A 20398-nucleotide genomic window follows, 5' to 3' on the forward strand; every position below is an offset into this window, starting at 1 on the left:
CTGGCCCGCGTGACAGAGCCCGCAGCGCCCCCGACGCAGGAGGTGCCGGAACAGGACCACGACGTGGCGGCGGTGCTGCGCGTCACCTCGTTCCGGCGCCTGTGGCTGGCGCTGAGCGGGTCCAGCTTCGGCGACTGGCTCGGGCTGCTGGCCACCACGGCCATGGCCCAGCAGCTGGCCTCGGGGTCCTACTCGGGCGAGAACCTGGCCGTCGCGGGCGTCCTGATCCTCCGGCTGGCCCCGGCGATCGTCTTCGGGCCGCTGGCCGGCGCGCTGGCCGACCGGCTGAACCGCAAGTTCACGATGGTCGTCGGCGACGTGCTGCGCGGCCTGCTGTTCATCACCATCCCGATCGTCGGCACCCTGGAGTGGCTGTACATCGCCACGTTCCTGATCGAGATCGTGGCGCTGTTCTGGATGCCGGCCAAGGAGGCCACGGTCCCGAACCTCGTGCCGCGCAACCGGCTCGAGGCCGCCAACCAGATGAGCCTGGCCACCACCTACGGCACGGCCCCGGTGGCGGCGCTCGTCTTCTCGCTGATCAGCCTGCTCACCGGTGGCCTGGACAACTGGTTCGACCGGTTCGCGACCAACCCGGTCGAGCTGGCGCTGTACATCAACGCGGCCACGTTCATCATCTCCGGCATCGTCATCGCCCGGTTGCCGATCCCGCGGCGGCAGGCCGACCAGCGGGGCGCCTCGGAATCGTTGATCCGCTCGATCACCGACGGCTGGAAGTTCATCGGCACCACCCCGACCGTGCGCGGGCTCGTGCTCGGCATGCTCGGCGCCTTCGCCGCCGCGGGCTTCGTGATCGGGCTGGCCTCGGGCTACGTGAAGGACCTCGGCGCCGGTCAGCCCGGGTACGGGGCCCTGTTCGCGGCCGTGTTCCTCGGGCTGGCGACCGGGATGTGGCTCGGGCCGCGCCTGCTGGCCGGGTTCTCCCGGTTCCGGCTGTTCGGGCTGGCGCTGGTCGCCGCCGGCGGCTTCCTGGCCGCGCTCGCGCTGGTGCCGAACATCGTGATGGCCTTCCTGTTCACCATCGGGCTCGGCGCCTGCGGTGGGGTGGCCTGGGTGACCGGCTACACCCTGCTCGGTCTCACGGTCGACGACGCGGTGCGCGGGCGCACCTTCGCGTTCCTCACGTCGGCGGCGCGGATCGTCCTGGTCGCGGTGCTGGCGGCGGGTCCGGCGCTGGCCGCGTTGATCGGTCGGCACACGTTCCGGTTCACCGACCACTTCCAGCTGACCTACAACGGCGCCGCGTTCGTCTTCCTGCTGGCCGCCGTCCTGGCCATCAGCCTGGGTGTCCTGGCCTACCGCGAGATGGACGACCGGCCCGGCGCCAGCCTGCTGCACGACCTGCACGAGGTGTGGCTGACCCGGCGCGGGGTGACGCCGCAGCCCGCGCGTCGCGCCTACCCGGGCGCGTTCGTCGTCTTCGAGGGTGGGGACGGCACCGGCAAGACCACCCAGGCCCGGCTGCTGGCCGACTGGCTGCGCTCCGACCAGGGGCATGAGGTCGTGCTGACCCGGGAGCCCGGTGCGACGCCCGTGGGGGTGCGGCTGCGCGAGGTGCTGCTGCACGGTGAGCCGCTCGCCGTCCGGGCGGAGGCCCTGCTGTTCGCGGCCGACCGCGCGCACCACGTCGAGTCCGTCGTCCGGCCGGCCCTGGAGCGCGGCGAGATCGTCGTCTCCGACCGGTACGTCGACTCCTCCGTCGCCTACCAGGGCGCCGGGCGTGACCTCGACGGCGACGAGGTCGGCCGTATCTCCCGTTGGGCCACCGAGGGGCTGGTGCCCGACCTGACCGTGCTGCTCGACGTCGACCCGGTGATCAGCACCGGCCGTCGCGCGCGCGACGCGGCCCGCTCCGGCGAGGACAACCTGGAGGTCCAGTCGAAGGGCTTCCACGAGCGGGTCCGGGCCCGGTTCCTCGACCTCGCCCGGCGCGAACCGCACCGCTACGTCGTGCTGGACGGCGGTCTGCCGGTCGACGAGGTCCAGGCACAGGTCCGGCAGCGGGTCCGGGAGGTGCTGCCGCTGTCGCCCCGCCGCCGCGCGCAGCTGGCCGAGCGGCTCCAGGAGGAGGACGCCTCGCGCGAGCGCCGGGCGGCCGCCGAGTCCGAGGTGCACCGGATGGACGCCGAGCTGCGGGAACGCCGGATGGCGGAGGCCCGCGAGCGCGAGGAGTCCCGCCGCCGGGCCCGTGACGAGGCCGAACGGCAGCTGCAGGAGGAGGCCGAGCGCGAGCTGCGGGCCCAGGAGGACGGCCGGGGCCGGCACGAGGCCGACCGGCGGTCCGCGGCCGCTGCGGCCGCTGCGGCCCAGGTGCTGGATCCGCTCACCGGCACTCCCGAGGAGGGTCCGCGCCCGTGACCGTGTGGGACGACGTGGTCGGCCAGGAGGCGGCGATCGCGACGCTGAGCGAGGCCGTGCGCGCTGCGCGCGCCCTGCGTTCGGGCCCCACGTCGTCCGGCCCGGTCGTCGGTGAGCACGCGATGACTCACGCCTGGCTGTTCACCGGCCCGCCCGGGTCGGGGCGTTCCACCGCCGCCCGCGCGTTCGCCGCGGCCCTGCAGTGCCCGCGCGGCGGGTGCGGCGAGTGCCACGAGTGCCGGACGGCGTTGAGCGGCTCCCACGCGGACGTCACCCTGGTCGCCACCGAGCGGTTGTTCCTGCGGGTGGAGGACGTGCGCCCGTTGATCCAGCTCGCCCAGCGCAGCCCGTCGAACGGGCAGTGGCGGGTCATCGTCATCGAGGACGCCGACCGGCTGAACGAGCAGTCCGGGAACGTGCTGCTGAAGGCCATCGAGGAGCCGCCGGAGCGCACGGTCTGGGTGCTGTGCGCGCCGAGTGCGGACGACATGCTGACCACGATCCGGTCGCGGTGCCGCCGGGTGGGGCTGCGCATCCCGCCGCCGGACCAGGTGGCCGAGCTGCTGGTCCGCCGCGACGGCGCGGAACCGGCCGTCGCGGCCTTCGCGGCGCGGGCGGCGCAGAGCCACATCGGGCTGGCCCGGCGCCTGGCCCTCGACGAGGGCGCGCGGATCCGGCGGCGTGAGGTGCTGCAGCTGCCCGGCCGGTTGCGTTCGGTCGGCGGGGCGGTGATGGCCGCGGGGCAGCTCGTGGAGGTCGCCGCCGAGGAGTCCAAGTCGGCCACCACCGAGCGCGACGCCGTCGAGAAGGCCGAGCTGCTGCACTCCCTGGGCGCCGAGGGGCTGGCCACGTTGCCGCCCGCGGTGCGGGCCCAGGTGCGGCAGCTGGAGGAGAACCAGAAGCGGCGCGCCACCCGGGCCCAGCGTGACGTGCTCGACCGGGCGCTGGTCGACCTGCTGTCGTTGTACCGGGACGTGCTGATGGTGCAGCTGCGGGCCGGTTCCGGTGAGCTGGTCAACGCCGAGATGGTGGCCGAGATCGACTCGGAGGCCAGGGCTTCCACGCCCGAGCAGACGTTGCGTCGGATGGACTCGATCGGCCTGGCCCGCGAGCGGATCGAGGCGAACGTCGCACCGCTGCTGGCGGTCGAGGCGCTGATGGTGGCGCTTCGCTAGATGAGGTCGCGCCGGGGGTTGGTCGCTGCCCTGGGGGCGGTGTGCCTGGCCGTCCTCTGCGCCTGTTCGGGCGGTGGCCCCGACCTGCCGGTCAAGCACCTGGAGGGGGCGGCCAGCCCGCCCGACGGGACGTCCGATCCGGCGAGATCGTCGGCGCTGGAACGGTTCTACGGCCAGAAGGTGGACTGGTCGGACTGCGAGGACGGGTTCCTCTGCGCGTCGGTCGTGGTGCCGGTCGACTGGGCCCAGCCGGGTGGGGCGACGCTCAAGATGGCCGTGAACCGGTTGCCGGCAACGGGCGACTCGATCGGGTCGCTGGTCGTGAACCCCGGGGGCCCAGGGGTTTCCGGGTTGGCCTTCGCCCGGTCCGCGCCCCGCTACTTCGGGGCGCAGGTGCGCGAGCACTACGACATCGTCGGTTTCGACCCGCGCGGGGTGGGGGCGTCGTCGGGCGTGAAGTGCCTGACGGACGCCGCGCAGGACGCCTCGGCGGCCGAGGACTCGACGCCCGACACGGCCACCGAACTCGCCGCGGCCGTGGCCGACGCGAAGTCGTTCGGGCGGGTGTGCGAGGCGCGCACCGGCGCTCTGCTCGGGCACGTGGACACCATCAGCGTCGCGAAGGATCTCGACGTGCTGCGGGCCGTGCTCGGCGAGGACCGGCTGTCGTTCCAGGGCATCTCGTACGGCACCTTCATCGGCGCCTGGTACGCCGAGCTGTTCCCCTGGCGGGTCGGGCGGATGGTGCTCGACGGCGCGGTCGACCCGGCGCTGAGCGCCGAGCAGTACCTGGAGGGTCAGGCGTCCGGTTTCTCGAAGGTGCTCGACGCCTACCTGAAGGACTGTCTCGACTCCTCGGACTGCCCGCTGAGCGGCACGGTCACGTCGGCCGTCGCCCAGCTCGGCCGGCTCGTCGACTCGGTGGACGCGAACCCGCTGCCCACCCGGTCGGGGCGCAAGCTGACCCAGAGCCTGATGACCACCGGCATCGTCGGCTCGCTGTACGCCGTGCAGAGCTGGCCCACGCTCACCGAGGCGCTCACGAAGGCGATGGAGGGGGACGGCAGCGGGCTGCTGGCCCAGGCCGACCGGTACCTGGAGCGGGAGTCGAACGGCCACTACTCGGGTGACGTCGTGGCCGCGAACCCGGCCATCTTCTGTCTCGACAGCGCCGAGGCCCGCACGCCGGAGCAGATCGCCGTCGACGCCCGAGCCGTCGCCGCGAAGTACCCGCCGCTGGGCGGTTCCATCGCGTGGTCCGGCCTCACGTGCGCCGAGTGGCCGCTGAAGGCCGTCGTGCCGCATCGGGAGCTGCACGCCGACGGCGCCCCGCCGATCCTGGTCGTCGGCACCACCCAGGACCCGGCCACCCCCTACGCCTGGGCCGTCTCGCTGGCCACCCAGCTGAAGTCGGGCCGCCTGCTCACCTGGCAGGGCACTGTCCACACCGCCTACCGCCAGGGCAGCCCGTGCGTCGACACCGCCATCGAGACGTACCTGCTGTCCGGCGACCTCCCCGCCACGGGCACCCGCTGCCGCTGACCCGTCCCTGCGTTGATCATGCACAAACGCAGCATCGGCGTCGGTGGCCGGAGCACGCCGCCGGACCCCCTATAGTGGTTGCTCGTGCGCCCGGCCCCCGGCCGGTCTCACGCCGCCTTAGCTCAGTCGGCCAGAGCAGCTCACTCGTAATGAGCAGGTCGTCGGTTCGATTCCGACAGGCGGCTCCATCGTTTCCGCAGGTCAGAAGCCGAATTCGTGCTTGGTTGAACGTGCTTGACTCGTCGACGCGGCATGAATGTATGAGCCGCTCGTTGTCTCTGTCGCGACTCAGGGGCACTCAGCCAACGTTCGAAGGTCGTGGAGGCCAGGCCATGATCGGGAACGGTCGTGCCAGCGATGGGCGATCGAGCGTGCCGGCGCCGAGGGCTTGCTGGAATTGAGCTGGGTCAATCAGGTCAATGATCCTTGCGGTAGGCCTGATGTCATGACGATCAAGAACTGGCCCGGTGCGCCGCTCACGCTGAGCGTGGGCGAGGCAGTCAGACTGCGCGGCCTCTCGTCGATGACGCTCCACCGCGAGATCCAGGCCGACAGGTTCCCGGCCGGGCGCATCGGCGGTCGGCTGATCATCCCTACTCAAGCGATCAGCGAGATGCTGGCAACGGCGACCCGCGAAACCCCGCGAAGGTAACGCCGGAGAGTGGGTCCTCACCCGGCGGCCTCGCGAAGGGCTGATCCCGCGTAGTCACTAGGCCTTCAGGCGACGTCGCTGCGCGGGGTGATCCGGACGGCGAGGTCCGCGTCCAGGGCTTGGGCGATGCGGTTGAGTACCGGCAGTGTCGGGGTGGTTCCGCCAGCCTCGAGCCGGGCGACCGCCGATTGGGTCATGGCGGCGGACTGGGCCAGTTGCTTCTGGGTCCAGCCGCGGTCTTCGCGCAGCCGCCGAACCGCTGCCCCGAGTTCGAAGGCCAGTCGGGCGGCCTCGTAGGCCTGCTCGGCGCCGGGCTCGCTCATCCGCCGGTCGCGCAGCTGCGCCCAGTCGCCGCTCGCCCCGCCGTCGCTTCGGTCAGGCATCGTCGTCCCCTTCCTCGTCGAGCGTGTGTCTCTGTGCGATGCACTGGGCCAGTGCCCGCCGGGCCCGGTCGACTTCCCTGTCCTCGCGCATCCGGGTCTTGGTGAATGTCGTCAGCAGGACGATCCGGCGACCCGGTGCGATCCAGTACGTGATCCGGACCGATTGCCGGTCCAGATGGAACCGCAGTTCGCGCAGCTTGCCGTCCAGCTGACGGGTGTATGGCTCACCTAGCAGGGGGCCTTGGGCGGTCAAAAGGTCGATGTAGAACGCGGTGGTGGCGAATTGCTCGGTCGTCAACCGTTCGAGCCAGTTCCGTACCTCTGGCTCGAGTTCCACGGTACCCCAGGACATAGCGATGATGCTATATTGCTGCCCTGTGGGCGTGTCCAGAACGCATTCTGAGGAGACTGTTTCCTCGGACCCCGTGGGGCCAAGTCCGTGGCATGACGTGTGGCCTGAGTCAGAGTGTTCGTGCAGGTCGCAGCGGTGGCTGAGTTCGCGCGGTTGAGTGTTCGGGCCTGGTCAGAGCGCTATGAGACGGTCAGCGGGCGCCTCGTAATGAGCAGGTCGTCGGTTCGATTCCGACAGGCGGCTCCAGTGGTTCCGGCGCACTTCGCGGCCCGCACGAGCCGGCGGAACGCGAACCGCGGTTGACGGAGGCCGGAACGCTCGTCGCGCTGGCCGTGCGGTGGTCGATCGGCACGGACGCCTCGACGCCTGGCCCCTCGGGGTCAGAGGGGCATGGGGCCGAGCGCCCGCTGCAGTTCGAGGGCGAAGGTCGAGGGCACCTCGAGCATCGGGAAGTGCCCACCTCGGGCTGCCACGTTCCAGTAGGTGAGATTCTGAAACCGCTTCTCCACCCAGTGGCGAGGAACCTTCTCGATGTCGGCGGGAAAGATCGTCACGGCCGCAGGGACGGAGACCACGTCCTCGTTGCCCCGGGGCGGGAAGTTCTCCCAGTAGAAGCGGGCCGACGAGCCCCCGCTGCCGGTCAGCCAGTACAGCATCACGGTGTCCAGGATCCGGTCCCGGCTCACGGCGTCCGTCACGGACCCCTGGTGGTCGGTCCAGCTGTGGAACTTGTCGAGGATCCAGGTCAGTTGGGCGACCGGCGAGTCCGCCAAGGCGTACGCCACCGTCTGGGGCCGGGTGGACTGCTCCAGTGAATAGCCTCCGCCGTAGCGCCAGAAGCGGCGGGTCTCGGCGACCCAGGTGTCCTCCATCTCCGTCAGCCGCCCGGCGCCCTCGGCGGGTTCGCTGACGTACGGGGTGAACGTGTGCAGGCCCGCCACCAGGTCGCGGTGGCGCGTCGCGAGAGCGGCGCTCACCCGGCCCCCCCAGTCGCCCCCGACCGCGAAGAAGCGCTCGTACCCCAGCCGCCGCATCAGCTGGGCCCAGGCATCGGCGGTGCGCTCGACTCCCCATCCCGTCGCATGCGGCTTGCCACTGAACGCGTAGCCCGGCAGGGACGGGGCCACCACGTGGAACGCGGGTGCCTCCGGTGACGCCGGTTCGGTCAGCTCGCGGACGACGGCCAGCGGCTCGACCACGGAACTCGGCCAGCCGTGGCTGATGATCATCGGACGGGCGTCCGGACGGGGCGAACGCACGTGCAGGAAGTGGACGTCGAGCCCGTCGATCTCGGTCATCGCCGGCCCGTGCTCGTTGACTTCCCGCTCCAGCCGCCGCCAGTCGTAGTCGTGCGACCAGTACCGCACCAGGTCCGCGACGTAGTCGCGCGGCGGGCCCTGACGCCAGTCGGCTTCTCCGCCGGGCGTGGCGACCGTCTCGGTCTCGGGCAGGCGCGTCCGGTGCAGACGATCGCGCAGGTCGTCGAGGTCGCGCTCGGGGACGTGGACAGGGAACGGTCGTACCTCGTCATGCATGGACATCCGAATCACCCTTTCTCGTGAGGTGTGTGAGCAGGACGCCGGTGGCGGCCATCGCCGCGCCGACCCAGCCGATGGCGGGGTACCCCGCGCCGATGGACAGCACCGCCCCTCCGGCCCAGGCCCCCGAGGCGTTCGCCGCGTTCGCGGCCGAGTGCACCAACGAGGCGCCGAGAATGGGCGCGTCCGCTGCCACGTCCATGAGCCGCGCCTGCACGCTCGGCATCGGCGTCATGCAGATCATCCCGATTCCGAACACCCCGACGACGGCGGTGGCGGGATGGTGGACCAGCCCGGTGAACCCCGCCATGACCACCGCGATCGCGACCAGACCGAGCGAGATGGTTCCCGTCACCGACCGGTCGGCCAGGCGCCCGCCCAGAACGGTTCCGACCGCCATCCCCACCCCGAACAGCGAGAGGACCGCGGGCACCCAGGCCCGGGGAATGCCCGAGACCGTGGTCAGGGTGCTGGAAAGGTAGGTGTAGACGGCGAACATGCCGCCGAAGCCGACGACGCACACGGCGATGGCGAGCCAGACCTGCCCCTGGCGGAGCGCCCGCAGCTCGCCGGTCATGGTGTCGAGGCGTCCGGGGGGAAGGGACGGCAGCGCGAGTCGCACGGCGACGAGGGTCAGGAGGCCGAGCAGCCCGGCCACCGCGAAGGTGACGCGCCACCCGTAGTGCTGGCCGACGGCGGTGGAGACCGGTACCGCGACGACGTTGGCGATGGTCAGGCCGAGGATGACCACCGCTATCGCGCGGCCGCGCCGCTCGGCGGGAACGAGGGACGCCGCGACCGTGGCTGCGATTCCCAGGAAGGCGCCGTGCGGAAGCCCGGCCACGAACCGGGTGGCCACCAGCACCCCCAGGGTCGGCGCGGCCGCCGAGGCGACGTTCGCCACACTGAGCAGGGCCGTCAACGCCAGCAGCAGGGACCGTCGGGGCGTACGCGACCCGAGGACGGCCAGGACCGGCGCCCCGGTCACCACCCCCAGTGCATACGCCGAAATGATCCGCCCCGCGGTTGGTTCCGACACCGCGAGCGCCGAGGCGACGGACGGCAGAACCCCCATCGAGGCGAATTCAGCGGTCCCGAACGCGACGCCGCCGAGCGCCAGGCTCGCCAGGGCGAGGGCGGTGCGGCGGCGCGACTCCCGGTGGGCCGCGGCCGGGGGAACGGGCTGGACGCCGGAACTCGTCGTGCCGCCCGGCTCCGGTCGGACCGAGGCGGCCGGGGAAGCGGTCATGCCGCCAAGGTAACCAGTTCTACTGGTGTGTGCAACCAGTTGAAACGGTGTCAAATATTGGTTCGACCGGTGTCATGGGCTACTCTGAGGGCATGTCCGAGTCGCGGATGGACCCGTCCCTGGCCAAGCGCTTCCGCACGGGACGGGCGTGCCTGAACTTCGCGCACACCGGCGAGACCCCCTACTGGGTGGAGCCGGAACTCGTGTACGACCAGGCCAGCCTCGAACGCTGGCTGGCGCACATCCTCGGAGTGGCCGACATCCAGGCCCGGCCGCGCGATGTCGGCGCCGCCCACCGGTTGCGGGGATCGATCCTGCAGCTCGCCCGGGCCCGCGCGGAAGGCCGGTCGCTCGCCGAGGACGACGTCCGCACCATCAACACCTTCGCCGCCGCAGCGCCCCCCGTGCCGGAGATGACCGCCGCCGGGGCCATCGCGTCCGTATCGACGTCCGCCACCGCCGGCCTGTCCGCAATCGCGCGCGACGCCATCGACCTCTTCACGGGGCCGCTCGGGCACCGCATCCGGGTGTGCGCCGCAGAAGACTGCGAGCTGCTGTTCGTCGATTCCTCGCAGCCGGGAACCCGACGCTGGTGCTCTATGCAGCGCTGCGGAAACCTGACCAAGCTCCGCACGCACAGGAGCGCGAAAGCGCCTGTGCGGGATGCCGTGTGAGTCCCGCCGCCCGTGACTCAGTCGGCCAGGGCGGCGTCATGCTGGTCAGCTGAGGGGCTCAGCCGGTCGCCGGAGTGGCCCCGGCAGTGGCGGCGTCGATCAGGACCCGGGCGGCCGCGCGGGCGTGGGCGGCCGCGTCGGGGCGGCCATCTATCGCCGCCGTGGTCTGAGCCCCTTCGGCGAGCAAGGCCAGCTGGGCACCGAGCAGGGGCGGGCCGCCGAGCTCGGCCACCAACTCGGCCACGTAGCGCTGGAAGGACCGCTTCTGCTCGCGGGCGAGTTCGGCGACGTCCGGTGACACGGCGCCCAGCTCACCGAAGGCATTGATGAAGCCGCACCCACGGAATCCGTCCTCCTGGAACCACGCGTCCAGGAAGTCGTACACCGCCAGCAACCGATCGCGCGGAGACGCAGCCCCTGCCGCCGCCTGGGCGATGCCGGCGTTCCATTCCTCCCCCCGCCGGTGGAGCACCTCGGTGAGCAGGTCGGCCTTCGACGGGAACTGTGCGTAGATCCGCTTGAGCGGCACCCCGGACGCCTCTCGCACCGCGTCCATCCCCACGGCCTGGATGCCGCGCCCGTAGAACAGCCGCCCTGCCGCCTCGACGATCCGAGCGCGATCGAGCTGGGGGAGCGTCAGTCCGGCGTCGTTCACCTCGTCATCTCCTCACGGTCGCCTGTCTCGGGTTGCGCCGAGAACGCACGTTCTCTACCGTAGCGCACGGAGATGAGAACGGCTGTTCTCGTTCGGGATGAAAGGGTTGAAAAGACATGGGTTTCATCACCGTCGGCCAGGAGAACTCGGCGCCGATCGAGCTGTACTACGAAGACCACGGCACCGGTCAGCCGGTCGTACTGATCCACGGCTACCCGCTGGACGGCACCTCCTGGGAGCGTCAGACCCGCGAGCTGCTCGACCTGGGCCACCGCGTGATCACCTACGACCGTCGCGGCTTCGGCCGCTCCAGCAAGGTGACCACCGGCTACGACTACGACACCTTCGCCACGGACCTGAAGACGGTGCTCGAGACCCTCGACCTGACCGACGTGATCCTGGTCGGCTTCTCCATGGGCACGGGCGAACTCGCCCGCTACGCCAAGCTCTTCGGCACCGATCGAGTCGCCAAGTTCGCCTTCCTCGCCTCGCTGGAGCCGGGACTGCTGCAGCGTGTGCCTCAGGAGGTCTTCGACGGCATCGCGGCCAGCGCGAAGGCCGATCGCTTCGCCTGGTTCACCCAGTTCTACAAGGACTTCTACAACCTGGACGAGAACCTCGGCTCCCGGATCAGTCAGGAGGCGGTGACCGCCAGCTGGAACACCGCGACCGGCAGCGCCCCCATCGCCTCCTACGCGGTCGTGCCCACCTGGGTCGAGGACTTCACCGCGGACGTCGAGGCCGTGAAGGCGTCCGGCAAGCCGGTGCTGATCGCCCACGGGACGGCGGACAACATCCTGCCGATCGACGCGACCGGCCGCCCGTTCCATGAGGCACTCCCGGAGGCGGAGTACGTCGAGATCGAGGGCGCCCCGCACGGCATGCTGTGGACGCACGCCGAAGAGGTCAACGCCGTCCTGCTGCCCTTCGTGCAGAAGTAACAGCTAACCGGCCGCGCCACGGAAGATGCTGGTCGACAGCATCTTCCGCGGCGCGCCGAGACGAGGTCCTACGCCGACTCGTGGTCACCGGAGCGATCGCGGTCCAGGACCAGGTCGAGCACCACTCTCGTCTCGGCGGGGTCGGTGGGGTGGGCGAGGAGCCCCTCGATCGCGAAGGTGATCAACCGGGCCGTGGCCCGAGATTCATGTTCGGGGACGCCTTGCTGGGCGAGATGCCGGATGACCAGGCCGTCCATCAGTTCGTGAAACCGGTTGTGCCACGCCGCGACGGCGGCGGCCTGCTCGCTCCGGGCGTGGACGACCCCGATCAGAGGACTGTGCCGGCGTAGCCGCTCCAGCACCCAGAGGACCTGCTCGACGAACGGCAGCTCCCCTTGCTGGCCGAGGTCCGCCAAGGCCTCGGTCAGCAGGTGGTTCAGCGCGGCGACCAGGAGGGCGTCCTTGTCCTCGACGTACCAGTAGACCGTGTTGGGGGTGACCCCTGCGGCCCGCGCGATGCGCGCCATCGAGGTCTGCTCGAACCCGGCCTCGCTGAACAGGTCCACGGCGGCGCGCACGATCTCGGCGAGCTTCTCTTCGCGGTCCTGGGGACGCCGGTTGCGGGGCACCTCCCGATTCTATCTTGACTGTCATTCAAGAATGGCCCTACGTTCTTGAATGTCCATCAAGAACTAGCCGACGTGCCCACGACGGTCACGAAGAAGGCAGGGCCCACCATGACCGACCCCACCGACCTCCCCTTCTTCAGGCGGCCCGGGTCCTTCCTCTCCGAGGGGATCTCTTGCGCGGCGACCGTCTACCGCCCCGCCGACGCCGACGGAGCGCCGCGGCCCGTGATCGTCATGGCCCACGGCTTCGGCGCCGTCCAGGCCCTCCGCCTTCCGGCCTACGCCGAGCGGTTCGCCGCCGCGGGCTACGTCGTCGTCACCTTCGACTACCGGGGCTTCGGCGACAGCGACGGCACCCCGCGACAGCTGCTGGACGTCTCGATGCAGCACCAGGACTGGGCCGCGGCCCTCGCGTTCGCCCGCACCCTGGAGGGCGTCGACCCGTCGCGGGTCGTGGCCTGGGGCACCTCGTTCGCCGGCGGCCACGTCATCACGCTCGCGGGACGGGGAGAACGCCTGGCGGCGATCATCGCTCAGGTCCCGCACGTCAGCGGGCCCGCGGCCGTCCTGTCCACCGGCTTCATGCCCAGCCTGCGCCTCGCCGGCCCGGGCCTGCGCGACCAGATCGGCGCCTGGTTCGGCCGCCGGCCGGTCTACGTCAACTCGGTGGGCACCCCCGGAGAGACCGCCGTGATGAGCACCCCCGACGCGATCCCCGGGCTGGAGAAGATGTTCGCCGAGTCGGGGCTCAAGGACGGCGACTACCCCGTCACCGTCGCGGCCCGGATCGTGCTCTGGGTCGGCCTCTACTCCCCGCGGCGTTGGGCCCGCCGCGTCACGTGCCCGGCCCTCGTCCAGATCGCGGACACCGACGTCATCACCCCGCGCCGAGTCGCCGAGGCGACCGCCGCGCGGATCCCCGAGGCCACCGTGCGCGTCTACTCCGGTGGTCACTTCGACCCCTACGTGCAGCCGCTCTTCCCGAGCGTCATCGCCGATCAGCTCGCGTTCCTGGCCCAGCACGTCCCGGTGTCCGCCGCCCGCCGGTAGCACTCGCCCGCAAGGAGCGCTGGACGGCGGGGGGCGGGTTTTCCCGCTCCTCGCCGCGCCTCAGGGGGCCGGCAGCACCGCACGACCCAGCCAGCGGCTGCCGCGCAGCGCGAGTTCGAGGTCCAGCCGGTCGTCCTCGAGTGGCCGTCCGCGCAGGGCCACCGCTTTGTCGACGCGGTACTTGACGGTGTTCTTGTGCACGTGGAGCCGTTCGGCAGCCGCGACGTAGCTGCCGTTCGCGGACAGGAAGACCCGCAGCGTGTGCCGCAGGAGCTCGGCGCGTGCTGAGGCTTCGGACAGCCCACCGAGCGCCGTCGAGACCAGGTCACGGGCCGACTCGAGGTCCCGGCTGAGCAGCACGGCCGCCCGTACCCCCGCGTCGGCGTAACTCGTCACCGGCTCGGCGGCACCACCGTCGATCGTGGCGACGTCGAACGCGCGCCCGGCCTCGACGTGCGAGCGGCGAAAGCCGTCGAGGCCGCTGCCCGGCGCCCCGAGGGCGACCCGGACACCCGGCTCGACGGCGCCGGCGACGAGGTCCACGACCTCGGCCGTCACGTGCTCGTGCCCCGGCCCGAGGGGCAGCCAGACCCAGGCCGTCGAGGCGTCGCGAGCGACGAAGAGTGCGTTGCCGGACGTGCCGAGCGCCTCCGCCGTCGCGGCGATCACGGACGTGAGCGACTGCAGGCGCGCCGTGGACTCGTCGCTCGTGCCGCTCCAGACCACAGCCGCCAGGTGGCGCCGGCGGAGCCGGTACCCGAGCGCGCGCTCCGCCTCGGCGACGTCCACCTCCCCGCCCGCCACGACCGTCTCCACCATGGCGGCCCGCACCGTGTCACGGCTCGACAACCAGCGCTCGCGCTCGACCTCGTACTCGGCCACCACCTCCTCCGCGATGCGGTCGACGTAGTCGAACGACAGCGACTGCATCATGCGCATCGCGGCGTAGGCCGCCGGCCCGTCCCCGCCGAGCCGCCTGATCTCCTCGAAGGCCCGGTCCAGCACCCGCTGCTGACCGACGCGGTAGGACCGCACCAGGGCGTGCGAGGAGACACCGCGCTGGGCCAACCGGCGGGCCAGCTCGACCGCGGCTCTCGGTGGGGCCGGTTCACCCACCTCGCCCTGGTGCCGGGCGAGCAGGAAGAAGGCCTCGAGGTTGCTCACGGTGCTGTCCCCGATCAGCTGGTACGCCGCATGGTCACCGTCGAGTTCGGGGAACCCACCGGCGATCTCCTCGTTGAGCGCGGGGGACAGGGCCGGCAGTTGCTCCTGCATCGAGCGGGCCGCGGTCGCCACGAGGCGACGTGCCGCGACGGCGACCTCATCGCCGTCCGGTGTCAGCGATCGTCGGGCCGCTTTGTCCATCAGGACCAACTCCTTCGGCCTCGATGGCGAAGAGAGCGTGCTCAGAGCACGAACTCGACGCCGGAATTTGGCTTCGGAGCACAGTGTCCCACGTCACGGCCGCGACCTACGGTGAGCGCTCCCGGCGGCCGCGCCGGGTCCTGTCGCGTGTCCCGGTTCGCGTCCACGTCCGTATCGAAGGTGATCTCGATGTTGCTCGCCCACCTGCCCTGGTCCCGCCCCGGACACGTCCCGGCCGACCGTCCCTGTATGCGCGACGAGGCGCTCGAGCTGACCTACGGCGACTTCGACACCCGCGTCGCGGCGGCGGCGGAACACTTCGTCGAGCTGGGCGTCGCGCCGGGCTCGGTGGTCGCGGTGATGCCGCCCAACCGGGTCGAGCTCCTTGTGGCCGTCGTCGCCGCCTGGCGGCTCGGCGCGTCGGCGACGCCGGTCAACCCGGTGCTGACGGCGTCCGAGGCGACGTACCAGGTGGCGGACGCCGACGCCGCCCTGATCGTCGTGGACGACGGTGCTCCCGACTTCCCCGACCGCACCGTCCTGCACGTGAACGACCTGCGCACCGACGCGGTCTCGGCTCCTGCGCCGCACGAGGTCGGCGCCGGCGACCTGGCCCTGCTCGTCTACACGAGCGGCTCGACGGGGCGTCCCAAGGGCGTCATGCTCAGCCACGGCAACATCGCCGCGATGGCGGGAGAGATGGTCGAGTCGTTCGAACTCGACGCCTCGGACCACTGCCTGCTGGTGCTGCCGCTCTTCCACGTCAACGCCCTGTGCGTGAGCTTCCTGTCGACCTTCCTCGCCGGTGGGCAGCTGTCGGTGCTGCGGCGCTTCCATCCCCTCGAGTTCCTGGCCGCCATCGAACGTCTGCGGCCCACCTACTTCTCGGCCGTGCCGACGATCTACTCGCACCTGCTCGCGCTGCCCGAAGCGGTCCAGGCCGACGTCTCCTCGGTGCGCTTCGCTGTGTGTGGTGCCGCCCCCGCCTCGACCCAGGTGCTCGCGGGCATCACCGAGCGGTTCGGCTTCTCCCTGATCGAGGGCTACGGCCTGACCGAGGCCACCTGCGCGTCGGCGTCGAACCCGCTGCACGGGCCGCGCAAGCCCGGCACGGTGGGGCCGGCCATCCCCGGGCAGACGGTCGCGATCATGGGTGAGGACGGCGCGCTGCTGCCGGCGGGCTCCCGCGGCGAGGTGGTCATCCAGGGCCCGACGGTGATGTGGGGGTACCTCGGGCGGCCCGAGGCGACCGCTGAGGCGCTGCGCGGCGGCTGGCTGCACACCGGTGACGTCGGCGTCCTCGACGAGGACGGCTACCTCACCATCGTCGACCGCCTCAAAGACATGATCATCCGGGGCGGCGAGAACATTTACCCGAAGGAGGTCGAGCGCGTCCTGCACGGCCACCCCGCCGTGCTCGAGGCCGCCGTCGTGGGAGCGCCCGACCCCGTCTACGGCGAGGTCCCAGTCGCGTACGTCGTGCTGCGCCCCGGCGCCGCGGCCACTCCGGAGGAGCTGCGGGCGGCCTGCCGCGAGGACCTCACGAAGATCAAGGTGCCCACCGCCGTCCACGTGGTCGAGTCCCTGCCGAAGAACCCGGTCGGGAAGATCGACAAGCCCACGTTGCGCGGCCTCCTGCAGACCCGAGCGCTCGACCCGGAAGGGGTCTGACCATGGGTTTCATCAAGCCGTCGCCTCAGCCCGTCGAACCGGCCGAGTTCCTCGTCCTGCCGCTGCGCGAGCGCATGCGCACCCTGAGCACCACCTGGGTCGAGGACGGGTTCGGCACGCCGAGGGTGCTCCACGTCATCTACATCCTCAAGATGTTCGGGCTGTACCTCGGCGGCGGCCTCCTCATCGCGGCCGCGACCAGCAACGCGACCGTGTTCGAGCCCGGCTCGTGGTGGGACAACATCGTCGTCTACCAGAAGCTGGCGGCGTGGCTGATGCTCCTGGAACTCATCGGCCTCGGCGGGGCCTGGGGCCCCCTGTGCGGCCACTTCAAGCCCATGACCGGCAACATCCGGTACTGGTTGCGGCCCGGCACGATCCGCATGGCCCCCTGGGGCAGCCGAGTCCCCGGAACCGCCGGCGACACCCGCACCCTCCTCGACGTGGGGCTCTACCTGGCGGCCCTGGCCGGCCTCGTGGTGCCCCTCGCCGCATCCGGTGTCGACGTCGTCGGGGTCGCCGGCCAGCAGGTCGTGCCCGGCTGGGCGTTCGTTCCGGTCCTCGTGCTGATGCCGCTGCTCGGCCTGCGCGACAAGGTCATCTTCCTGGCCGGCCGCTCGGAGCAGTACCTGCCGATCATGCTGTACTCCGCCGTCTTCGCCGACGACTTCACCAACCTGGTCGTGGCCTACAAGATCGTCATCGTCTGCGTGTGGATCGGCGCCGGCGTGTCCAAGATCGGCGACCACTTCGTCAACGTCGTCCCGCCCATGGTGTCGAACAGTCCGGCGATGCCCGGCAAGGCCTCCCGACGTCTCTTCTACCGCGACTTCCCGCGCGACCTGCGGCCGTCGCGGCTGGCCTGGTTCATGGCCCACATCGGCGGCACCCTGGTCGAGATCGCCATCCCGGTGACCCTCCTCCTCACCACGAACGCGACCATCGCGCTCCTGGGCGCCGTCGCCATGCTCCTCTTCCACCTCTTCATCACCTCGACCTTCCCGCTCGCGGTGCCCCTGGAGTGGAACGTCTTCTTCGGTTTCGCGGCGATCACCCTGTGGGTCGGGAAGGACCCGTCCGCGTACTCGATCTACGACTTCTCGCCCGCGTGGGCGCTCCTGCCGATATTCGCGCTAGCCCTGGCCTTCCCGGTCCTGGGCAACCTGCGGCCCGACCTCGTCTCGTTCCTTCCCTCCATGCGCCAGTACGCCGGGAACTGGGCGTCGGCCGTGTGGGCCATGAAGCCCGGGGTGGAGGAGCGCCTCAACGAACTTCCCAACGTGCACAACCAGGTCGACCAACTGGTAGAGATGAAGTACGAGCCGGACGACGCGGAGATGACGCTGCAGAAGACCATCGCGTGGCGAACCATGCACAGCCAGGGGCGCGGCCTGTTCTCGGCGCTCTACCACCACCTCGACGACATCGAGGAGCGGACGGTCCGCGAGGGCGAGCTGGTGTGCAACACGCTCGTGGGCTGGAACTTCGGCGACGGGCACCTGCACGACCACCGCCTCGTGGCCGCCGTCCAGCGTCGCCTCGGCCTGCAGCCCGGTGACCTGGTGGTCGTCTGGGTGGAGTCCCAGCCCATCTTCCGGCACACCCAGGCCTACCAGGTCATCGACGCCGCCCTGGGCGTGGTCGAGCGCGGGACCTGGGACGTGCGGGACTGCGTCGCCGAGCAGCCCTGGCTGCCCAACGGTCCGGTGGACCTCGACGTCACGTGGGCCGCTCCGGGCTACCAGCGCCGCCGGACCCTGACGGCGCGGACGTTCGAGCACCCCGCGTGACCTCCGCGATCGTGGTCGGCAGCGGGCCCAACGGGCTCGCTGCCGCTCTGACCCTGGCCGCCGCGGGCGTCCAGGTCACGGTCCTGGAACGGGAGAGCACACCCGGCGGCGGCACCCGCTCGGTCGAGGCGACCCTCCCCGGTCTGCTCCACGACGAGTGCAGCTGGGCGCATCCCCTCGCGATCGACACGCCCTTCAGTCGCGCCTTCGACCTCGGCAGCACCGGCCTCCGGTTCGTCGCGGCCCCCTACGAGCACGCCCACCCGCTCGACGGTGGCCGCGGCGCTGCCGCGCGTCGCTCCTCGGAGGAGACGGCGCGGGCGCTCGGAGCCGACGCGCGCAGGTGGCGTCGCATCTTCGGGCGTCTCGACGAACGGTTCGCGCGGATCAGCGAGGACTTCCTGCGCCCGATGCTGCACGTGCCCGCCCACCCGGTACTCCTGGCCCAGTTCGGCGCCCTCGCTACGCTGCCGGCCACGGGCCTCGCCCGCCTCTTCGGCACCGACGAGGCCCGGGCGATGTGGTCCGGGCTGGCCGCCCACTCGTTCCGGCCCCTCGGCAGTCCCTTCTCCTCCGCCATCGGGCTCGCCCTCGGCACGGCCGCGCACACCTACGGCTGGCCGGTCGCCGTCGGCGGCTCCCGATCCATCAGCGCCGCCATGATCGCCCAACTCGAGAAGCACGGCGGTCGGATCGAGACCGGGGTCGAGGTCCGGTCGGCGACCGAACTCCCCCCGAGCGACCTCCTGCTGCTGGACACGTCCCCCCGGACGGCGGCCGCCATCCTGGGCGACCGCCTCCCGGCGCACGTCCGGCGCGCGTACCGGCGATTCCGCCACGGCACCGCCGCTTTCCAGGTGTCGCTGGCCGTCGAGGGCGGCATCCCCTGGGCGTACGCCCCGGCGCGCGAGGCCGCGAGCGTCCACCTCGGCGGCACGTTCCGGGAGGTCGCCGAGGCCGAGCGGCAGACCTGGCAGGGCCGGATGCCCGAGCGCCCCTTCGTCCTCCTCGGCCAGCAGTACGTCGCCGACCCCTCCCGGTCCCGGGGGGCGACCCATCCCGTCGACGCCTACGCCCACGTGCCGCACGGTTTCGGCGGCGACGCGACCGAGGCGATCCTCGCCCAGATCGAGCGGTTCGCCCCCGGGGCACGCGATCGCATCGTCCACGTCTCCGTCCGCACCACGACCGACATCTCAGTGCGCAACCCCAACTACGTCGGTGGGGACATCACCACCGGCGCGAACACCGCCCGCCAGCTCGTGTTCCGCCCGCGAGTCGCGCTCGACCCCTACGCCACGGGCATCCCGGGCACCTACCTCTGTTCGGCGGCGACCCCGCCCGGCGCCGGGGCTCACGGGGTGTGCGGATGGAACGCCGCCCGCTCCGCACTGGCGAGTCTGCGCTGAGCGGTGCGCCGCTCGCAGGAGTGGTTCAGCGGGTCGCCCCATGGTTCAGCGGGTCGACCCAGGGTTCAGCAGCGACGCGATGAGACTCTGCGCGAGCCAGGCGCCGAACCGTTCCGGTGACCAACCCCGCTGGAGCACCAACAGGTCGTAGAGCTCGGGGGAGTTGTGCGCCCACAGCAGGTGTGGGCGCGGTACTGCGCGACCTCGGCATTCCGGCGGCGGCCGAGCCGCCGGTGGAGCATGAGCTGGACCTGCTCGAGGCCCTCACCGCCTGACCCGCGCCGGACGGCTCGTGACCGACCGGCGCCGGTCACGAGCCGCGAAAAGGGGCTGTCAGCCGGCGTAGCCGTGCATGATCAGCGAGCCGCCGGTGAGCACCGGGATGGCCACGGCGTTCAGCACGGCCACGACCAGGCCCACGATGGCGAAGCCCCGAGCGGCCCCGCGCTGCGGGGTGCTGCCGATGGTGAGTCCGCCCAGCCAGGCCGCGTTCGCACCGAAGATGGCGGGTGCGCCGGCCCAGAAGGCGGGCAGCGAGATCACGGCCAGCGCGCCGAGCGCGACGGCGCCGATCGCGGCCCGCGAGGCGACCCCGCGGCAGCTCAGCGACACGGCGAAGGCGATGACCAGGCTCACGGCGGCGACCACGGAGATGCTCACGAGGCTGGCTCGCACCCCCTCGTCCCGGTCTATCTCGGCCTGGCTGGCCACGAACATGCCGATCCCGAACACGATCAGCTGGAAACCTGTACTGAGCAGGATCGTGCCGCCCACCAGCACGGGGGCGCTGAGGCCGGTGACGATCCGGGGCTTGCGGTCGAGCGACGCGGACTGCGTGGTCATGACTCCTCCTGAAGGGAATGATCGCTGCTTCGGCCGACTGTGGCCGCCGGCGCGACCCGGGGGCGAGGCCCCCGCCGTCCCCCGCCGTCCCGAGCCCGTCC

At 71.5% G+C, this 20398-nt stretch carries 18 protein-coding genes and 1 tRNA gene; 11 read left to right on the plus strand and 8 right to left on the minus strand.

What is annotated here, in order from left to right:
* The first annotated feature begins 9 nt into the window (after positions 1-9).
* The 5 genes from tmk (at position 10) to ACIB24_RS04615 (ending at position 5748) form a co-directional block, all read left to right on the plus strand.
* Entirely contained in the window at positions 10-2379 is a 2370-nt protein-coding gene (gene tmk, locus ACIB24_RS04595; protein ID WP_398275799.1) for a dTMP kinase, read from the plus strand.
* On the plus strand, positions 2376-3554 hold the full coding sequence (locus ACIB24_RS04600) for a DNA polymerase III subunit delta' (RefSeq protein WP_398275802.1): 1179 nt from the start codon (positions 2376-2378) through the stop codon (positions 3552-3554). Before tmk ends, ACIB24_RS04600 begins: the two co-directional genes overlap by 4 nt.
* Positions 3555-5096 (plus strand): alpha/beta hydrolase, encoded by a 1542-nt coding sequence (locus ACIB24_RS04605; RefSeq protein WP_398275805.1) that lies wholly within the window; start codon positions 3555-3557, stop codon positions 5094-5096.
* A gap of 111 nt (positions 5097-5207) precedes the next feature.
* Positions 5208-5284, plus strand: a tRNA-Thr gene (locus tag ACIB24_RS04610).
* Between the two features lie 257 nt (positions 5285-5541).
* The gene (locus tag ACIB24_RS04615; protein WP_398275808.1) at positions 5542-5748 is read left to right on the plus strand and encodes a hypothetical protein; all 207 of its coding nucleotides are present in this window, start codon (positions 5542-5544) and stop codon (positions 5746-5748) included.
* Positions 5749-5813: 65 nt separating this feature from the next.
* Here ACIB24_RS04615 and ACIB24_RS04620 read toward each other — a convergent pair whose 3' ends face one another.
* The 4 genes from ACIB24_RS04620 to ACIB24_RS04635 form a co-directional block, all read right to left on the minus strand.
* The gene (locus ACIB24_RS04620) at positions 5814-6131 is read right to left on the minus strand and encodes a multiprotein-bridging factor 1 family protein (protein ID WP_398275811.1); all 318 of its coding nucleotides are present in this window, start codon (positions 6129-6131) and stop codon (positions 5814-5816) included.
* Positions 6124-6483 carry a type II toxin-antitoxin system RelE/ParE family toxin gene (locus ACIB24_RS04625; RefSeq protein ID WP_398275814.1) on the minus strand — a complete coding sequence of 120 codons (360 nt, stop codon included), beginning with the start codon at positions 6481-6483 and terminating at the stop codon, positions 6124-6126. The genes ACIB24_RS04620 and ACIB24_RS04625 overlap by 8 nt, the downstream gene beginning before the upstream one ends.
* Before the next feature lie 380 nt (positions 6484-6863).
* Positions 6864-8024, minus strand: a complete 1161-nt coding sequence (locus ACIB24_RS04630; protein WP_398275817.1) for an epoxide hydrolase family protein — start codon at positions 8022-8024, stop codon at positions 6864-6866.
* On the minus strand, positions 8011-9270 hold the full coding sequence (locus ACIB24_RS04635) for an MFS transporter (protein WP_398275820.1): 1260 nt from the start codon (positions 9268-9270) through the stop codon (positions 8011-8013). The genes ACIB24_RS04630 and ACIB24_RS04635 overlap by 14 nt, the downstream gene beginning before the upstream one ends.
* A gap of 92 nt (positions 9271-9362) precedes the next feature.
* Here ACIB24_RS04635 and ACIB24_RS04640 point away from each other — a divergent pair, with 92 nt between their 5' ends.
* Positions 9363-9944 (plus strand): CGNR zinc finger domain-containing protein, encoded by a 582-nt coding sequence (locus ACIB24_RS04640; protein ID WP_398275823.1) that lies wholly within the window; start codon positions 9363-9365, stop codon positions 9942-9944.
* A 58-nt stretch (positions 9945-10002) separates the two neighbouring features.
* Here ACIB24_RS04640 and ACIB24_RS04645 read toward each other — a convergent pair whose 3' ends face one another.
* On the minus strand, positions 10003-10599 hold the full coding sequence (locus ACIB24_RS04645) for a TetR/AcrR family transcriptional regulator (RefSeq protein WP_398275825.1): 597 nt from the start codon (positions 10597-10599) through the stop codon (positions 10003-10005).
* Positions 10600-10715: 116 nt separating this feature from the next.
* Here ACIB24_RS04645 and ACIB24_RS04650 point away from each other — a divergent pair, with 116 nt between their 5' ends.
* Positions 10716-11540, plus strand: a complete 825-nt coding sequence (locus tag ACIB24_RS04650) for an alpha/beta fold hydrolase (RefSeq protein WP_398275828.1) — start codon at positions 10716-10718, stop codon at positions 11538-11540.
* A 68-nt stretch (positions 11541-11608) separates the two neighbouring features.
* Here the strand turns inward: ACIB24_RS04650 and ACIB24_RS04655 are convergent, their stop codons facing one another.
* On the minus strand, positions 11609-12169 hold the full coding sequence (locus ACIB24_RS04655) for a TetR/AcrR family transcriptional regulator (RefSeq protein WP_398275831.1): 561 nt from the start codon (positions 12167-12169) through the stop codon (positions 11609-11611).
* A gap of 108 nt (positions 12170-12277) precedes the next feature.
* On the opposite strand from ACIB24_RS04655, the gene ACIB24_RS04660 reads away from it, so the two are divergent.
* Complete coding sequence (locus ACIB24_RS04660) at positions 12278-13219, plus strand: alpha/beta hydrolase (RefSeq protein WP_398275834.1); 942 nt, start codon at positions 12278-12280, stop codon at positions 13217-13219.
* A gap of 60 nt (positions 13220-13279) precedes the next feature.
* Here the strand turns inward: ACIB24_RS04660 and ACIB24_RS04665 are convergent, their stop codons facing one another.
* The gene (locus ACIB24_RS04665) at positions 13280-14584 is read right to left on the minus strand and encodes a PucR family transcriptional regulator (RefSeq protein WP_398275836.1); all 1305 of its coding nucleotides are present in this window, start codon (positions 14582-14584) and stop codon (positions 13280-13282) included.
* Positions 14585-14773: 189 nt separating this feature from the next.
* Here ACIB24_RS04665 and ACIB24_RS04670 point away from each other — a divergent pair, with 189 nt between their 5' ends.
* The 3 genes from ACIB24_RS04670 to ACIB24_RS04680 are packed head-to-tail and all read left to right on the plus strand — an operon-like array spanning position 14774 to position 19454.
* Positions 14774-16255 (plus strand): class I adenylate-forming enzyme family protein, encoded by a 1482-nt coding sequence (locus ACIB24_RS04670; RefSeq protein ID WP_398275838.1) that lies wholly within the window; start codon positions 14774-14776, stop codon positions 16253-16255.
* Between the two features lie 2 nt (positions 16256-16257).
* Entirely contained in the window at positions 16258-18045 is a 1788-nt protein-coding gene (locus ACIB24_RS04675; RefSeq protein ID WP_398275840.1) for a DUF3556 domain-containing protein, read from the plus strand.
* Entirely contained in the window at positions 18042-19454 is a 1413-nt protein-coding gene (locus ACIB24_RS04680; protein WP_398275843.1) for a phytoene desaturase family protein, read from the plus strand. Before ACIB24_RS04675 ends, ACIB24_RS04680 begins: the two co-directional genes overlap by 4 nt.
* A gap of 333 nt (positions 19455-19787) precedes the next feature.
* On the opposite strand, the gene ACIB24_RS04685 is transcribed toward ACIB24_RS04680, so the two are convergent.
* Positions 19788-20297 (minus strand): hypothetical protein, encoded by a 510-nt coding sequence (locus ACIB24_RS04685; RefSeq protein WP_398275846.1) that lies wholly within the window; start codon positions 20295-20297, stop codon positions 19788-19790.
* Between the last annotated feature and the right edge of the window lie 101 nt (positions 20298-20398).

It is taken from the genome of Spongisporangium articulatum (assembly GCF_044465595.1).
Taxonomy (GTDB): domain Bacteria; phylum Actinomycetota; class Actinomycetes; order Actinomycetales; family Kineosporiaceae; genus Spongisporangium; species Spongisporangium articulatum.

What these genes read in the sequence shown, in the direction of transcription:
- ACIB24_RS04650 (WP_398275828.1), top strand. Translation starts at nt 10,716, where the DNA reads ATGGGTTTCATCACCGTCGGCCAGGAGAACTCGGCGCCGATCGAGCTG.
- ACIB24_RS04670 (WP_398275838.1), top strand. Translation starts at nt 14,774, where the DNA reads ATGTTGCTCGCCCACCTGCCCTGGTCCCGCCCCGGACACGTCCCGGCC.
- ACIB24_RS04665 (WP_398275836.1), bottom strand. Translation starts at nt 14,584, where the DNA reads ATGGACAAAGCGGCCCGACGATCGCTGACACCGGACGGCGATGAGGTC.
- ACIB24_RS04675 (WP_398275840.1), top strand. Translation starts at nt 16,258, where the DNA reads ATGGGTTTCATCAAGCCGTCGCCTCAGCCCGTCGAACCGGCCGAGTTC.
- ACIB24_RS04640 (WP_398275823.1), top strand. Translation starts at nt 9,363, where the DNA reads ATGTCCGAGTCGCGGATGGACCCGTCCCTGGCCAAGCGCTTCCGCACG.
- ACIB24_RS04635 (WP_398275820.1), bottom strand. Translation starts at nt 9,270, where the DNA reads ATGACCGCTTCCCCGGCCGCCTCGGTCCGACCGGAGCCGGGCGGCACG.
- ACIB24_RS04685 (WP_398275846.1), bottom strand. Translation starts at nt 20,297, where the DNA reads ATGACCACGCAGTCCGCGTCGCTCGACCGCAAGCCCCGGATCGTCACC.
- ACIB24_RS04625 (WP_398275814.1), bottom strand. Translation starts at nt 6,483, where the DNA reads ATGTCCTGGGGTACCGTGGAACTCGAGCCAGAGGTACGGAACTGGCTC.
- ACIB24_RS04660 (WP_398275834.1), top strand. Translation starts at nt 12,278, where the DNA reads ATGACCGACCCCACCGACCTCCCCTTCTTCAGGCGGCCCGGGTCCTTC.
- ACIB24_RS04605 (WP_398275805.1), top strand. Translation starts at nt 3,555, where the DNA reads ATGAGGTCGCGCCGGGGGTTGGTCGCTGCCCTGGGGGCGGTGTGCCTG.
- ACIB24_RS04615 (WP_398275808.1), top strand. Translation starts at nt 5,542, where the DNA reads ATGACGATCAAGAACTGGCCCGGTGCGCCGCTCACGCTGAGCGTGGGC.
- ACIB24_RS04630 (WP_398275817.1), bottom strand. Translation starts at nt 8,024, where the DNA reads ATGTCCATGCATGACGAGGTACGACCGTTCCCTGTCCACGTCCCCGAG.
- ACIB24_RS04620 (WP_398275811.1), bottom strand. Translation starts at nt 6,131, where the DNA reads ATGCCTGACCGAAGCGACGGCGGGGCGAGCGGCGACTGGGCGCAGCTG.